10 protein-coding genes are annotated in these 15,805 nt (G+C 39.8%); all 10 read right to left on the reverse strand.

Translation table 11 applies throughout. The features are described 5' to 3' along the window. Positions 1–5: 5 nt before the first annotated feature. The 10 genes from K322_RS0104815 to K322_RS0104860 all read right to left on the reverse strand — a co-directional run bounded on the left by K322_RS0104815 (position 6) and on the right by K322_RS0104860 (position 15,533). On the reverse strand, positions 6–1,817 hold the full coding sequence (locus K322_RS0104815) for a glycoside hydrolase family 2 protein (protein ID WP_026625862.1): 1,812 nt from the start codon (positions 1,815–1,817) through the stop codon (positions 6–8). Between the two features lie 215 nt (positions 1,818–2,032). Beyond that, positions 2,033–3,169 (reverse strand): aldose epimerase family protein, encoded by a 1,137-nt coding sequence (locus K322_RS0104820; RefSeq protein ID WP_026625863.1) that lies wholly within the window; start codon positions 3,167–3,169, stop codon positions 2,033–2,035. Between the two features lie 27 nt (positions 3,170–3,196). Further along, on the reverse strand, positions 3,197–4,210 hold the full coding sequence (locus K322_RS0104825) for a family 43 glycosylhydrolase (protein WP_026625864.1): 1,014 nt from the start codon (positions 4,208–4,210) through the stop codon (positions 3,197–3,199). Between the two features lie 42 nt (positions 4,211–4,252). Next, entirely contained in the window at positions 4,253–5,419 is a 1,167-nt protein-coding gene (locus K322_RS0104830) for a glycoside hydrolase family 172 protein (RefSeq protein ID WP_084158510.1), read from the reverse strand. 214 nt (positions 5,420–5,633) lie between these two features. Then, positions 5,634–7,634, reverse strand: a complete 2,001-nt coding sequence (locus K322_RS0104835) for a hypothetical protein (RefSeq protein WP_026625866.1) — start codon at positions 7,632–7,634, stop codon at positions 5,634–5,636. 115 nt (positions 7,635–7,749) lie between these two features. Continuing rightward, positions 7,750–8,907 (reverse strand): sialidase family protein, encoded by a 1,158-nt coding sequence (locus K322_RS0104840; RefSeq protein ID WP_026625867.1) that lies wholly within the window; start codon positions 8,905–8,907, stop codon positions 7,750–7,752. A gap of 6 nt (positions 8,908–8,913) precedes the next feature. Next, positions 8,914–9,810, reverse strand: coding sequence for a glycoside hydrolase family 43 protein (locus K322_RS18600; RefSeq protein ID WP_260202546.1), 897 nt, complete (start codon positions 9,808–9,810; stop codon positions 8,914–8,916). Between the two features lie 91 nt (positions 9,811–9,901). Further along, complete coding sequence (locus K322_RS0104850) at positions 9,902–10,894, reverse strand: glycoside hydrolase family 43 protein (protein ID WP_035331340.1); 993 nt, start codon at positions 10,892–10,894, stop codon at positions 9,902–9,904. Positions 10,895–10,914: 20 nt separating this feature from the next. Further along, the gene (locus tag K322_RS0104855) at positions 10,915–12,489 is read right to left on the reverse strand and encodes a RagB/SusD family nutrient uptake outer membrane protein (RefSeq protein ID WP_026625869.1); all 1,575 of its coding nucleotides are present in this window, start codon (positions 12,487–12,489) and stop codon (positions 10,915–10,917) included. A gap of 44 nt (positions 12,490–12,533) precedes the next feature. Next, complete coding sequence (locus tag K322_RS0104860) at positions 12,534–15,533, reverse strand: SusC/RagA family TonB-linked outer membrane protein (protein WP_035331342.1); 3,000 nt, start codon at positions 15,531–15,533, stop codon at positions 12,534–12,536. Between the last annotated feature and the right edge of the window lie 272 nt (positions 15,534–15,805).

Here is a 15,805-nt window from a genome sequence, read left to right on the forward strand (position 1 = left end):
TTGATCTATTTATTCAAACTGTTGCAAATCTCCAGATTGATCTTTCTGATACGATCTTCATCTACCTTAACAACCTTTCTGTCATAAGTTATCAAGCCGTTTACTTCTATCTCAACATCAGTCGTTTGGGTATATACTGCAGCGGAAAATCCGGCTTTGATCATTTTCTTCAATTGTTCTGCATATTTAATATACTCATCAGTGACCTCTTTAGCATTCTTAAACTGAACATATCCCCAGTTTCGGTCAGGCTGCCACAAATGCCCATCCAAAGGAAGACCTATACCTCCATACTCACCTAGCGCATTCGCTCTCTGGGCATCATACAAATACATATCAGGACCGGGATAATTGTGTAAGTCCAAAATATCGCCTGTATAATAGAAATTGCCTCCACTCGAAGGATTCACTAATCTCGAAGGATCGTAAGCTTTTGTCCATTCAGCAGTTTCGACAGTATTAAATTGTCCCCAAGCTTCATTGAAAGGAACCCAGGTAACGATAGAAGGATAGGATACCAAACAGTCTATGATCTCTTTCCATTCTTTATAATAGTTTGCAATCGATTCGGGAGAACGTTTCAATTCGGTACCATTAAAGTAATTGTGATTCTGCCATACGGGAGATTTATCGCCGTTGGGCATATCCTGCCACACAAGAATCCCGATACGGTCGCAATGGGTATACCAACGCGCCGGCTCTACCTTCACATGCTTACGAATCATATTAAACCCGAAATCTTTAGTCTTCTTAATATCATATACTAATGCCTCATCGGTTGGAGCAGTATACAAGCCATCGGGCCACCATCCCTGATCCAAAGGTCCGAACTGGAAATAATCCTTGTTGTTTAACTGCATGCGTACAATTCCATTTTCATCTTTCTTGGTTGATATTTTACGCATCGCTGAATAGCTTTTCACTTTATCCACAAGCTTTCCGTTCGAAAACAAAGCAATCTCCAGATCATAAATAAAAGGAGACTCGGGAGACCATAGCTTCACATTATTTATACTGACATCCAGCGATTGTCCGACTACCCCTTTTGCTTTAGATACAACATTGCTTCCGTCCTTTACGGTAACCTCCCAAGTATCTGCGGATTTTACATTTTCGGCATCAATGGCTACTGATAACCGATTCTTATCAATATCGGGTATCGCTTTAATATGTGAAATATATTGAGGGCTTACCGGTTCGAGCCATACAGTCTGCCAAATACCCGTTACAGGTGTATACCAGATGCCATGAGGATTGGTATGCTGTTTACCTACCGGCTGAAAACCGTCTGTTGTAGGATCCCAAACTTTTACTACCAACTTTTGTCTGCCTGTAGTCAAATAAGGAGTCACATCAAAACTGAACGGAGTATAACCGCCCGTATGGCTTCCTATTTTTACGTCGTTTACAAAAACCTCTGTTTTCCAATCAACAGCCCCGAAATGCAAAAGGATACTTTTCCCTTTCCAATCCGATGGTATTGTAAAGGTCTGATGATACCATAATTCATTATCTTTTCCTACATTTTTCTGAACTCCGGATAAACTGGATTCGACAGCAAAAGGAACTAATATCTTCCCATCGAATGTCTGAGGTTCAGCTTTTCCTGCGGGTAAAATTGCATAGTCCCATAGCCCATTCAGATTTTTCCAATCGGAGCGTTCCATGATTGGTCTCGGATATTCAGGCAAAACATTGGTTACATCAATCTTTGCCGCCCAATCGGTTTTTATCTTATCTCCTACGGGCTTCCATTGTGCAAATAAGCACCCTAAAGATCCGAATACTAAAATAGTTGTTGCTAATAATTTATTCATAATATATTCTATTTTAAGGTCACAGACCTATTTGTTGCTTTGGCAAGTATAATAATCTGAGCCTCTTATGACCTGAAAATGTATCATTAAATACTTTCATTTGCTTATAAAAAGAGACATAAAAGACCCTGAAGGTAAAATAGAGATTCTCTTTTACATTCTTCCAAAATATAATCAACACATTAACTGAGATCGCTGAAGCGAAGTCTAAATCCTTATTTTTTTACCGAAAATTTATATATACAAGTCTGAGTATAAATCTCACCCGGATTTAAACGGGTTGACGGAAAGTTTGCATGATTGGGACTATCAGGAAAATGCTGGGTTTCCAAGGCAAAAGCTTCACGATAGTTCAGAGCTTTACCTGATTTACCATTAACCTTTCCATTAAAGAAATTACCACTGTAAAACTGTAATCCGGGCTGATCGGAATATACCTCCATCTGGCGTCCGCTCACAGGTTCATAAATGCGGGCAATAAATTCTACATCTTTGTCGCTCTTGCGATCTATCACCCAGTTATGATCATATCCCGAACCGTTTTTCAGCTGTTGATTATCTTCATTAATCCGTTCTCCGACAGCTTTTGGCTGACGAAAATCGAAAGGTGTATTTTCTACCGAAGCAATTTCACCCGAAGGAATAAGAACGCTGTCAACAGGAGTTGTATTACTGGCATTGATAGTCAATACATGATCCAATATAGTACCGTTACCCTCTCCTTTAAGGTTAAATAATCCATGATGAGACAGATTAATAATAGTCGGTTTATCAGTATCTGCTTTATATTCTATCTTAAATTCGTTATCGGAAGTCAGGGCATAAGTCATATGCAGAGACAGCTGCCCCGGAAAACCTTCATCTCCGTCAGGAGAAATATAAGACAATTCAATCTGATTATCCGTCACTTTATCTACATTCCAAACAACCATATCGAGTCCATGCAGACCACCATGTAAAGTTTGTCCATTGTTGTTTATCGGTAGCTGGTAAGGTATGTCATCCAGTACAAATTGCCCCTTTGCTATACGATTTGCATATCGCCCGACTACAGGTCCCAGAAACCGCTCACCTTCCGTTGCTATATATTTGTTTATATCGGGATGCCCCAGTACAATATCCTCGCATTTGCCATCTTTATCGGGAACCCATAGCGAAACCACACGTCCCCCGAAGTTTGTCACCTGCATGGTTATATCACCTGCGTGTAATGTATATAGCGAAATTTGTTTACCGTTGTACTCCTGCTCAAAAGCAGCCTTGTCAAGTAAAGCAAGGCTCTCTTTCTGTTCCTTGCAGGATGTTGACAACATAAGTGCTGTTATGCCTAATGCAAATAATCCTTTTTTCATAATTTATTGATTTATTGTTGAATGTCATTATTTATTAAATATCGGTTTAGGAGATTCCAACGAAGGAGAACCGTTATTTATTACAGGCCATCCGTCTACCCATTTTACCTGATCCATCAAGAGGACACGACCTTCTGGACGTTTTTTATCTACACCATGATAAAATATCCAGTCGTTACCGGCATCATCATGTACTATCTCCGAACAATGACCGTTACCTACAAAGCTGTCATTCGGTCCGATCACAAGTTCATAGTTATTATCGAGCATGCTTTTACCTGACTTGTCGGTATAAGAACCGAACAGAGACTGAGATCGTCCGACAACCAAGCGGTATGTACTATTGACTCCCTCGCAACACGAACCAATAGAAGCAAATAAATAATAATATCCGTCTTTCTTGTAGATATATGTTCCTTCGAAAGCCGTACCTGCAATTTTTTGTTTTTCAGCATCCTGCTTAACAGACAAGCCATCGTCCGATAATTCAATCGCATATATTCCTCTAAAACTACCCCAGAACAGGTATTTCTTACCTGCATCTTCAATATAAAAGGGATCGATTGAATTTTGCACACCGATACCGTTACTTCTGAATAACATACCCTGATCGGTGAAAGATCCTTCGGGCTTATCGGCAACAGCTGCTCCTATACCGCATGTCCATTCGCCGCCCCATACCGACATCGAATAATAAAGAACATATCTACCGTTTATTTGATTTATATCCGGGGCCCAGATTCCACCTTTAGGTTCAAATGTAGGACGTGTTGATTCCGTAAAAGCCGTACCGACATTGACCCAATCTATCAAATTCTTCGATTTATATATCGGCACATTTCTGACATCTTCTGTTGCATACAAATAAAAATAGCCATTATCCGCCTTCATTATTGTCGGGTCGGGCATACTGAAGTTCAATATAGGATTAGAATATGTTTCCTTGATCGGAGGATTATCTATCTCTGTTTCATTTTTCTTATCCGAACAATTAAAGAATGTTAGGAGCGAAAGGAGCAAAAATATATTCATCTTTTTCATTTTATGTAAATATTCAAGTCGTTTTTATATTTAAAGGTCTGTTTAATTTGTTTCCAGTTCAGACCAATCAGGAAATTTAGGAAACGGATTATGCGGTTCGGTCTGATACCAAAAGACAACTGAGGCTATATCTGATTTCTGCGGCAGATACCTCCCTCCGCTTTTCCATCCTAAATCCTGAATAGTTATACGCAACTCTTTTTCAAAGCGGATAGGATCGGCTATATGCCAACGATAAAGTCCAAAACGCTGTTGCGACGTATACAAACCATCGGGACGAATCACCTGATGAAGTCCGGCATACGGCGTACAAAATTCATTGTATTTCCCATTCCGGTCAAAATTATATGAACCGCAGAAATAATCTTCGGTTCCGGTTCCGCATATAGTAGGAAATTTACTGTCTCCATCCATGAAGAATTTGATTTCGCCTTCGCCCCACCATCCGTTATTATTTACACCCCAAGCCATATAAGTACCCACATAATGACCTTTTCCTTTAATACCGTCTATCATTGTATAATCAGAAGTCAGATTTGGATTCGTACGGCGGAATTGTGCATGAAAATAGGCGGCATCTTCAGGTACATCTGTCAATGCATAATCAATTTGATAATACAAGGTCATTTCCTCATCCAGAATATTTTCCATTGTAATTTTACAACTCTTTCGGAAAGGCATTGTCCAATAACAATTAAAGGCACTACCAGGATTTACACATACTGCCAACGATGACAAGGGAGCATACTGCCCCCATCCCATACAAAAGAAATCTCCGACAGGAGCTTCTACCGAAGGAGTTGTCTCTCCATCCCAATAAATACGGATAATTGTTGAACGCCAGTTGCCGGTCGGTGTCATCCAAATATGCTGTATAGCCCCCGGTCCGTCCATCTCCGCTATAGTAAAAACTTCTCCTCCTGCTATTTTTATATATGGATTTACCTTCCAGGTTTGTCCTAAATCCCGTGCAGGATAAGCTGCATTTGCTATATTTCGTTTGTCTTTATCTTTTACAGGATCAGCCATTCCTCCTTTACCTTTTTCTCCGGTAAAATTTTCGGGACTGATAGACCGTGTTTTTGCATTTGACAATCTATATAGATTTCCCATATTAGAATCTAAACCATTGTAGGGATATGTTTTTTGGGCAAACACACAACCTACGGCAAAGAATAGTAATGAAAAGGTTAAAAATATTTTATTCATGGCATGTCAGTCTTAGATATTCAAGGTCTCAGACCTTTTTATTGCTTTGATAAGTAAAACAACTAAAGGCTGTTTCCCCCCCAATATATGATTAAATACTTGCTGTTACTTAAAATCTTTTAGGCTCCCATTTGAAAGAAAATCTGAATTCAAGGAAAATAGGCAGCAGGACAAATATCAGCCTACTGCCTGATCATATATTTTATACTTATTTTTATTTAAAATACTTTTCAACTCTATCCGGACTCAGCATCTGCCAAAGAGAAGCGACAGTCCATCCCGGAGCAAAGATATCATTATAAAAACCTTTTCCGTTTTTACCATAATCCCAATTAGTATGCTGTACCACTTCGGGATAATATCCGACTTTGCCTATATTGAACATATGTCCTTTTACCGGCATCAATTGTAACATAGAACTCTTGATAACAGCCGAAAACTGTGCAAATCGGGGTTCTTTCCGTTCTTTCGAAAGCCAATCGAGTACAGTGGCAAACTCGAAGATAAACACATCAATGTGATTATTTTCGACAGAAACATTCCCCCATCCTCTCGATTTGAAACCGACATCACCCAGCATCTGCCCCTGAGCAAAAGGAACATCCCACATATAATACCACGAAAGACTAAAGTATGCCGCTTTTTGCGATAAATCAATATAATGTTCTTTCTCCTTCCCTTTACTCACCATCGCAAGATAATACATGGCGGTAGATGCGTACAAAGATGCTTCTTTGTCCTCGCAATTGGCATCAAGAGTAGATGAAAAGTAATCGGCTTTCGATATCAGTTCCTTTTCGAGATATACAGCCGTACGACGTGCGCTCTCCAGGTATTTTTTATTTTTGAAATATTTATATGCCATTGTCAACGGTAATGTAGCAGAAGGTGTACTGCCTCCTGTTTCATCGATAATAGCAAAGTTATCATCAAATTTACGGGGAAAACTTCCGTTTTCTTGCTGCAATTTCAGCAAGTTATCTAATAAATGAACCATTTTAGAATCCCATTCTTTATGGCTGATCCCTTTGCGCCTTTCATATTCAAGGTAATTAAGGATAGCGAATGCCCCTTCGGATTGACGGCGGATGCTGTATACTTTAGTTTCATCGTTATGTGAATAATCAACAAATTCACGAAAAAAACCATTCGGTGTGAATCCATATTTCAGATAACTGTCAAATACATTCTTCGCATTTTGCACCAGATCAGGACGATTCATTGTTTCGCCATATTCCAGAGCATTAAAGGCATTAAGCAGCACCCTGCCTACGAATCCGACCTCTACCGAACCTGTACTTTCGCAATCATCGGTTCTCATATGTACTCCCGAATAATACTTCAGATCGTACTTATCCATATAGCTCTCTTTGAAAAAATTAGACAATACGTTTTTCGCCTCAGCAGCAGACATTGCATTCTGAAATGCAGCAGGCTTATATGTATCATACGAATAATTCCAGACATTTGCTACAAAAGCAGAATAATCGGGAGCCGTACCGTTTGTTATTTCCCAAACCAATTTACGGGTTTCCCCTTTATCGAGTTTTTCGAAAGCCTGAACCGAAGGATCCAACGTCAGCTTACGGATATATGTTTTGGGAGCTTCACTATATGGGAATCCGAAAACTAAAGCCGATTTACCCGATACATTTCTGAATCCGGTATAACCCAAGGATGTTTTTCCTGATAGAATCACCTCTCCCGATGTATGGCAGGGCTGGCTCTCATTGTCGAATTTATCGATCCTTAGGACAGTATAATATTCGTGGGTTTTCTCATTATATATACCTGTCAGCGGAGTACTCAGGCGGTCTTCTCTCACCTGCCAACTGTCACTGACATACCACGATGGTGCTTCTTTCGGTGATCTCAGATTACGGCGATACCAGAATCCCGGCATATAAAACAGACAATCATCGTGACCGAACGAGCCCAGTTTATATATTTCTTCCAAGCTATAATATGCCAATTCATTTGCCTTGATAGTTATTTCTATCCTTTGAGATGCTCCGTTTACGGTTACATTCCGACTGATAGCCAAAGGCAAAGATTGCCCTGCAGTCAACTGACCATTCGATTCTTTCAGGTCATACGTAACCGATGGATTACCGGGCGTCTTCATTGTCAACTTATACTCCTGCTGTACTTGTTGTGCATTTACCGAAAAATACGTCAATACAGCAGCCATTACCACTAAAATCTTTTTACTCATATATAATTCCTCCATTCAGGTCGCAGACCTATTTATTACTTTAGCAAGTATAACAACCCAAGCCTGTTATAACTTGAAAATATATCATTAAACACTTTCTCTTACTTATGTCTGACTAATCGCCATACTTAATATGCCCGAATATAATCCACGGTGCTATTTTCTCCGAATCTCTGTTCGAAGAAGTCAATGCGGCTACTGTAGAATCATTTACCAATGTAAGAGAACCCCATTTTGCCTCTTTATCTAAAGGAACGGGAAAAGGCTGTGTGCGACAACCGAAACTCCGCCCCGACTTATCACCTATAGCAACTTCCATTGTAGAAAATTCCCAATCGGATTGTCGATTTTCATTAGTCTGATATGAAATAAGGGTTTCCCCATGGGGCAATCTCAATATGTATGGAGCACCCATATATACCGAATCATTCATTTGTTCGATCAGACAATATTCACGCAGTCCGGAATCTGCGAGAACCGGAGATTTCCAATTCTCCGAAAGCTTATTCCGTACGATATAAGGTTTAAACCGATCAATGTTATTATCTTCTATAACTACTACTATTTCATCACCAATAATTGTAGCAACGGGCATTCCATCCCTTCTGTCTTTCCGAAAAGATACGGTACGGGGCTTTTCCGTCCATGTTTTGCCATTGTCATACGAACTCAGTACGGATATTTCCTGTTCATCCGATTGCCTGTATGGATTTTCATTGGCAAAGTATACTTGTAATTCCGAGTCGGGTAATTGTAAAAAAGACGGTTCCCAACATCCGTCCTTGAAACGGGGAGCCGCACTATAAAGCAGCTGGGGAGCCAGCCATGTCTTGCCATTATCAATACTTCGCCTTATAACTATAGCATAAGGTGCTATTTCTTCTTTTTCAGGTCTGTAATTGCAGGCAACAACAAGGTCTCCATTCTTCAATTGATATATCTCCGGATTAGCAATTTTCACGACTGTACTTTCGCCTTTCAGATCTGAGTATACAAACTGTGTGAAAATTCGGCATGGCTCCGACCAGGTTCTGCCGCCATCATAACTGCGTTTGTAATCGACATCACCGAGATAGTCCTGATAAATTATCAATAAAGAATCATCTGCAAGTTTTTTCATCCTCGGATATCCTCCCGTATCTGCAAGCTTCTTCATAGTAGAATAATCCCACTCAATTAGGGGGCGGTCGGCAGGACAGGCTCTAGCAGCCTGCCCCCTTCCATCTACCTGAAAAAGAAAAACAAACAAGATAATCGTTATTATTGCTTTCATCTATTGTTATTTTTTAAGTCTGCATTCGGTAATCTTACCTCCGATTGTCATAACAGGAACAGTATCATTCGTGAATTTTACATCCATAATATACATGCCTCTTGGATGAATAGACGTATCGGAATGATGCGCATGAAATACAATTTTCAGTTTTCCCTTTTTATCTCTAAACATGGCACTGTGCCCGACACCCTGTAACCTCGAAGGCTTTTGCAGAATAGGATTTTTCTCATACTTTGTCCATGGCCCCATGGGAGAATCGGCTATTGCATAACCCACCCCATAAAAAGGGCTCTCGTAGCTGTTAGCCGAATAACTCATATAATATTTATCTTTATGCTTCACTATAAAAGGAGCTTCTACAACTCTCGGCCAAATGTTTTCCCAAGCTTCGGTTACCTGAAGTGATGGTATCAATGTATTCGGTTGTACTGTTTCCAGATCACCTTTCAATTTAACTGTCCAGATAGAATTTCCTGGAACACCGTCTCCGTCAACAAATTTCACAAAGGTCATATAAGGAGTACCGTCACGATCGATAAACAACGAGTTATCTATTGCCTGACCATCGAGCATCGGCTTCTTTTCCGTTTGTTTGAATGGCCCTAATGGAGAATCTGACTGGGCTACACAAATATGCTCATCGGCAGAATAATACATAAAGAATTTCTTCTTTTCCTTGATATAATATATTTCGGGAGCCCAGAACCAACGGTCGGCATAAGAGTCTTCCTTACTTAAAGCCAATTGAGGTTGTTTCTGCCATGTTTTCAGGTCATCCGAAGTGTACACTTCTATACCCGAATCGGAATGAGTTCCGTATGCATAATACTTATTATTATGGAGCATAATAAACGGATCTCCCAAGGGGACGATCTCTCCTCCTGATGTATTCTGAGCCATACAGCCGGTAAAAGCAAACAGCAGCAAGTACAATGAGGTTATATATTTTCCTATTTTCATTCTTTACTATTTTTATATAAGATTCAAAATCTTACTGATAAAGACTCCATCCGATAGTTTCGGGAGTTATAAGATCACCCGTAATCTGCATCACAGGGATAGCATCAGATGTAAACGTCACATCTTTGACATACATCAATCGTGGATGAATACTGGTATTTGAAAAATGCGCATGAAAAACAATTCTCAGTTTTCCTTCTTTATCTGTAAACATGGCACTGTGTCCGACACCCTGCAATCCGTCATTCTTCTGTAAAACCGGATTTTTTTCATATTTTATCCACGGTCCCATCGGTGAATCAGCAATAGCATAACCGACACCATAAAGCGGGCTTTCGTAACTGTTAGCCGAATAGGTCATGTAATACTTTCCGGCATGCTTCACAATGAAAGGAGCTTCTGTAACTCTGGGCCAAACATTTTCCCAAGCCTCCGTCACATGGAGGCCTGGTGTTAATGTTTCTGTTTTTATCGTTTTCAAATCATTCTCCAATTCAGCTACCCAGATCGAATTTCCGAGAGTTCCGGTTCCATCAACAGATCTCACAAACGAGATGTAAGCTTTGCCGTCATCGTCAATAAACAGAGAGTTGTCTATACCAAATCCTTCGTACATGGGCTTTTTCTCGTCCTGCTTAAACGGCCCTAAAGGCGAATCAGATACAGCGACACATATATGTTCGTCTGCCGAATAGTACATAAAGAATTTGTTCTTTTCCTTAATGTAATATATCTCAGGAGCCCAAAACCAACGGTCGGCATAAGAATCGTCTTTACTTAATGCAAGTTTCGGCTGTTTTTCCCAAGTTTTCAGATCGGAAGAAGTATAAACAACAATACCATCATCAGACTGGGTTCCATATGCGTAATACATATTATTGTAATAAAGGATAAACGGGTCTCCCAACGGAACTTTATACCTCTCGCCTGTTATCGGCGGGTCTTCATTGCCATTGTCACTACTGCATGATATGGTAATACCGCAAATAAGAGCAAGGATAAACAAGACAGCTGATTTTATCATAATTGAAAACTTTCTGTTACTTAGTAGTTAGGATTCTGAACAATATTTGCGTTGTTCTTCACTTCATCCGATGGTATTGGCAGACAGTTATGTTTTCCGATTTTGAAACCATTAAAGTCCGCATCACGGCTTTTCAGTTCATCAATACCCGCCTGATTATCCAATAATCCCCAACGTTTGATATCAGCCAAACGCTGACCTTCGGTCGCCAATTCCAATGCGCGTTCTGTTTGTAGTCTTTTCAGAAATAAATCAGGACTACCCAGAGCCGCAGAGTTATTTTTCGATAACGGAGGCATAGATACTCTGGCTCTCACTCTATCCACATATTTCGCAGCATCAGCAACAGTTCCGCCCGATTGAACAATACTCTCTGCATACATCAGCAATATATCAGCAAAACGAACAAGACGGACGTTTGTAGGATTGTGATAGTCATCGTAATCCCTGTAATAATCAGATCCGTATTTACGATAGAACACACGTCCTTTATAATTACTCTGAGCCCAAGTCGCGGCATTGCTGGTAAACTTGTATATCTTGCTATTATTTTCGAAATCGTTTTCCATACCTTCATAAAAAGCGGTATATCTCAAACGGATATCATATTTATCATCTGCATTCTTTTCTTTCTTAAATTCGGTAACAATCCAAGGACGAAGCTCGCCATCTGTCCAACCAATTCCGGGAGGGGCAAAAAACTGACCTCTGTTAAGACCTAAGTTTGGGTCAACATCGAAGTCTCCGTCTCCTGCAGGAGCTTTATGAATATCTGAGAATTGAATTTCGAAAACCGATTCTATATTATTTTCGGTATCTTTATTGAAATTATCGAAATAATTTGCTGTCAAATCATAATATGATTTTCCTTCACCTTCGACCAGCCATTTCAGGTCATTCTTTGCTTCAGCCCATTTATGCATCTGCATATATACTTTTGCACGGTAAGCATAAGCAGCTCCTTTTGTAGCACGACCTTTGTCATCTCCACTCCACGATTCCGGAAGCATACTTACAGCCTGAGTCAAATCGTCTATAGCTTGTTGATACACTTCGGTTCCGGTATGTCCTGCAGGTCTCATTTCGGGAGTTGACGGCTCCAGATTTATAGCAAGGCTCTTAGCATCACTGCCCCACAACAAAGACAGGTAATAATAATACATTCCACGCAGGAAATAAGCTTGACCTAAAACCTTCGATTTATCTTCTTCGTTTTGAAAAGTAATATCGGGTACATAAGTTATCACCTGATTGGCACGAAATATGGCTTCATAAAAATCACGGTATGTCCAGGCATTACCTTCCCAGAAGTTATAGTTCGTATAATTAAACTGAGTCCATTCTTTCAGCTCCGCCCACGGACTTTGGCTGAATCCCTCATCAGAGGTCAAATCTAAACGAAACCAGATCCAACGACTGAAAGTTCCGGGTTTATAGAACATATTATATACGGCATTCACTCCATAACGTGCATCTTTTTCCGTTTTCCAGAACGTTCCTTTAGTTATGGTATTCGGGTTTTCCAGTTCCACATCACAGGCTGAGAAAAGTCCGAGTGATAAGGCAACGGTTAGTATTAAAATATATTTCTTCATGATATTACACTGTTTATTTGATCAATAAAATAGGTCTGCGACCTTTAGAATGCAAGTTGAGCACCAAAAGTGATTCCTCGAGGATTAGGGAAAGCTCCACCATCATAAGTTCTGTCCCAGATATTGGTATTCAGAAATTCGGGATCAAGACCTTTGTACGAAGTAAATGTGATCAGATTCTGAGCATTAACGTACACTCGTATATTATCGAAAAAGTTTCGTGTCAATGATTTAGGCAGATTATAACCTAAAGCAATCTGTTTAACACGCCAATAGTTTCCGTTTTCCAGCCATCTGTCCTGATCTCCTCTACTGTTGCGGGAATCGCCGTAAATAGGACGAGGATCTTTTGCATTCGGATTTTCGGGTGTCCATGGATCATAATCTTTACGGTAGCCCGAGTTGTCATTAAACATATCATAACCGCTTCTAGGACCATTGAATAGTTTGTTACCAAACGATCCTGCCATTTGTATCTGTAAATCAATATCCTTGTAACGGAATCCCATATTCATTCCCATTTGGAATTTAGGCATTGTATTTCCACAGTATTGACGGTCGGCATCAGTGATTTGACCATCGTCGTTGAAATCGACATAACGGATATCTCCGGGTTTAGCATTAGGCTGAATCAGCTGACCTTTACTGTTTTTATGAGCCAGAACTTCTTCTTCACTTCTGAATAAACCATCTGTTTTAATCAGGAACCATTCACCTATAGAACGGCCGACTTTAGACTTAGTATCCCATTGGTTAATTTCATCCAATCCGTAAGCCAATTTGTCTATCCTGTTCTTCAGGTACGAAAAATTGGTTGTTATGTTATAGTCAAAGTCTTTACCAACCTTATCTCTCCAAGACAGAGTGACTTCAAAACCTGTATTTTTAAGAGTCGCAGCGTTTACCCATGGATTTCCGCCATTATTACCGGTTGATAATAATATGGGCATCTCGGTAAGTACATCTTTTGAATCTTTGATAAAGTATTCGGCAGAGACTCCTAATCTGCTGTTCAAGAATGCAGCATCAAACCCTAAGTTTACCTGAGTCAGGATCTCCCATTTCAAATTCTCATTAACCAGTTTAATCTGAGTCATGGCATTCTCGAGATTATCATTACCAAAGACTACCTGAGGGAATACCCCGATAAGAGGAATATAATCGTACTTACCGTTGTTTGACGTTCCCAAGCGACCGTAGTTACCCCTGATTTTCAGATCATCAACCCAAGCTACGTTAAAGAATTTTTCTTTACTGATACGCCATCCTGCAGAGAATGAAGGGAAATAACCTACATTATTTTTCGGATTGAACTTAGATGATTCATCTCTACGCATTGTAAAGCTGAACAGGTACTTATCATCAAAATTATAATTAGCACGTCCGAAAACAGAGAACAGTTTTTCCTGATTTCTGTAACTTCCTGTCTTTGGACCTGAAAGAGCTGCATCCAACTGATCAAAATAAGAATCGCCGCTCATGAGCACATCATTTTTAGTACCCCACAACTGCTCGTAGTTAGAAGCCTGATAACTTGTTCCGACAACTGCACTTACCGAATGCTTACCAAATTCTTTGTTAAATTCGAGCGTATTGTCAAACACCAGATTTCTGGACTGAGCCTGATTTCTATTTAAAGACGAAGGATCGTAAGGTTGGTTATATGTCCAATATCCTTCTTTACGCAAATACTTATGTTTATCATTGCTAAAGTCAAAACCGAAATTGAATTTGTATTTAAACATTTTCAGCACTTCCAACTCTGTAAAAGCATTTCCTCTTACACGCAGGTTGCTGTTAGTTGTATTTTCGAAATCTTCTTTGGCAAAAGGATTTGTACCGAATGTAACATCCCTGCTTCCATCACCGAAACCATATCCGCCTTTTGCATCATTATTAGGATCATGAACGGCTATAGTAGGCAGCATACGATATACATCGACAATAGGATTCGTATTCAACTCATTAACTCGATAATGGCTCAAAACCATATTTTCACCTATACGAAAAGTAACTGCATCACCAAAATCTCTCGAAGAGGTCATATTACTTCTCAGAGTGAAACGCTTACTGTCGGTTCCGATTGTAGTACCGTTATTACTCTGCAGATTACCAGACAAGAAATACCTGTTGGTTTTTCCTCCTCCAGATATCGAAATATTATGATCCTGTACTATACCGGTTTTGAATACTTCATTCTGCCAATCGGTATTACCATCGAAGTGATTAGCGGGAGCTTTTCCCCCATTGGCAAAAGCCATATCATTCAGTTCAATCCATCTGTCACGTCCTACCAGATCATATTTTGGAAGCCATTGCACAGTCATCTGTGAAGACAGATCTATCTTCATAGGTCCTTCTTTTCCTTGTTTGGTAGTGATAATGATAACACCATTGCCTGCACGTGACCCATAAATAGCAGCCGCAGATGCATCTTTCAAGACCTGGATACTCTCGATATCGTTAAAGTTAAAGTCACGGTTCGCACCGGATACGATACCATCCACTACATATAATGGATTGCTGTCTCCGAAAGTACCTGTACCTCTGATTTCGACTTTACCTTCCGCTCCCGGATTACCGGCGGTACGCACGAAAACACCGGGCAGAGTACCCAAGGCATCCCCCACTGTACCTGTAACCGTTTTATTTTTCATTTCGCTCGTATTAAAGACAGAGACAGCCCCTGTCAAATCGGCTTTCTTTATAGTCTGATATCCGATAACAACTACTTCTTCGAGGAGTTTATCATCGGTTTTCATTACGACCTTCAATGATTTTTGTCCGGTATAAGCTATTTCCTGAGGAGTCATCCCCACAAGAGAAAATACAAGTGTCTGCTGCGGAGCAACATCTATATAGAATATTCCGTCCAGATCGGACATGGTATTCTGGGAGCCCCCTTTGACGACAATAGTAACCCCCGGCAGCGGTTCGTTTCGATCATCAACAACCGTTCCCGCCAGTTTTATATTTTGCCCCCATACAGAAGATATAAATGCGGTACAAAATATAACCGATAATAAAATGATTCTTTTTAACATGAGCATTAAATTAAGTTGTCTAAATTGGTTAACTAAGGTCTAAGACCTTTTGAGAAAAACAATCCGGATATAGAAACGTAGGATTCCTAAATTCAGGCTATAGTTTCTTTCCGGGAAAAAATTAGGTTCTACTTCATGATTTCAGATTTTAATAGGTATAAAAATTTAACATGGTATCTTTTAAGGTCTCAGACTTATAAATATCAAAAAGCCTGTCATTGCTTAGAAATATATCATTAAAGACTATCTGCTACTTAAAGGATATACGACAA

The organism is Indolivaga capnocytophagoides DSM 22835 (assembly GCF_000426485.1).
Taxonomy (GTDB): domain Bacteria; phylum Bacteroidota; class Bacteroidia; order Bacteroidales; family Dysgonomonadaceae; genus Dysgonomonas_A; species Dysgonomonas_A capnocytophagoides.

Excerpts from the sequence above, each read along its gene's own strand:
- K322_RS0104855 (WP_026625869.1), bottom strand. The coding sequence starts at position 12,489 with ATGAAGAAATATATTTTAATACTAACCGTTGCCTTATCACTCGGACTT.
- K322_RS0104835 (WP_026625866.1), bottom strand. The coding sequence starts at position 7,634 with ATGAGTAAAAAGATTTTAGTGGTAATGGCTGCTGTATTGACGTATTTT.
- K322_RS0104825 (WP_026625864.1), bottom strand. The coding sequence starts at position 4,210 with ATGAAAAAGATGAATATATTTTTGCTCCTTTCGCTCCTAACATTCTTT.
- K322_RS0104820 (WP_026625863.1), bottom strand. The coding sequence starts at position 3,169 with ATGAAAAAAGGATTATTTGCATTAGGCATAACAGCACTTATGTTGTCA.
- K322_RS18600 (WP_260202546.1), bottom strand. The coding sequence starts at position 9,810 with ATGGCTCAGAATACATCAGGAGGAGAGATCGTCCCCTTGGGAGATCCG.
- K322_RS0104840 (WP_026625867.1), bottom strand. The coding sequence starts at position 8,907 with ATGAAAGCAATAATAACGATTATCTTGTTTGTTTTTCTTTTTCAGGTA.
- K322_RS0104860 (WP_035331342.1), bottom strand. The coding sequence starts at position 15,533 with ATGTTAAAAAGAATCATTTTATTATCGGTTATATTTTGTACCGCATTT.
- K322_RS0104815 (WP_026625862.1), bottom strand. The coding sequence starts at position 1,817 with ATGAATAAATTATTAGCAACAACTATTTTAGTATTCGGATCTTTAGGG.
- K322_RS0104830 (WP_084158510.1), bottom strand. The coding sequence starts at position 5,419 with ATGAATAAAATATTTTTAACCTTTTCATTACTATTCTTTGCCGTAGGT.
- K322_RS0104850 (WP_035331340.1), bottom strand. The coding sequence starts at position 10,894 with ATGATAAAATCAGCTGTCTTGTTTATCCTTGCTCTTATTTGCGGTATT.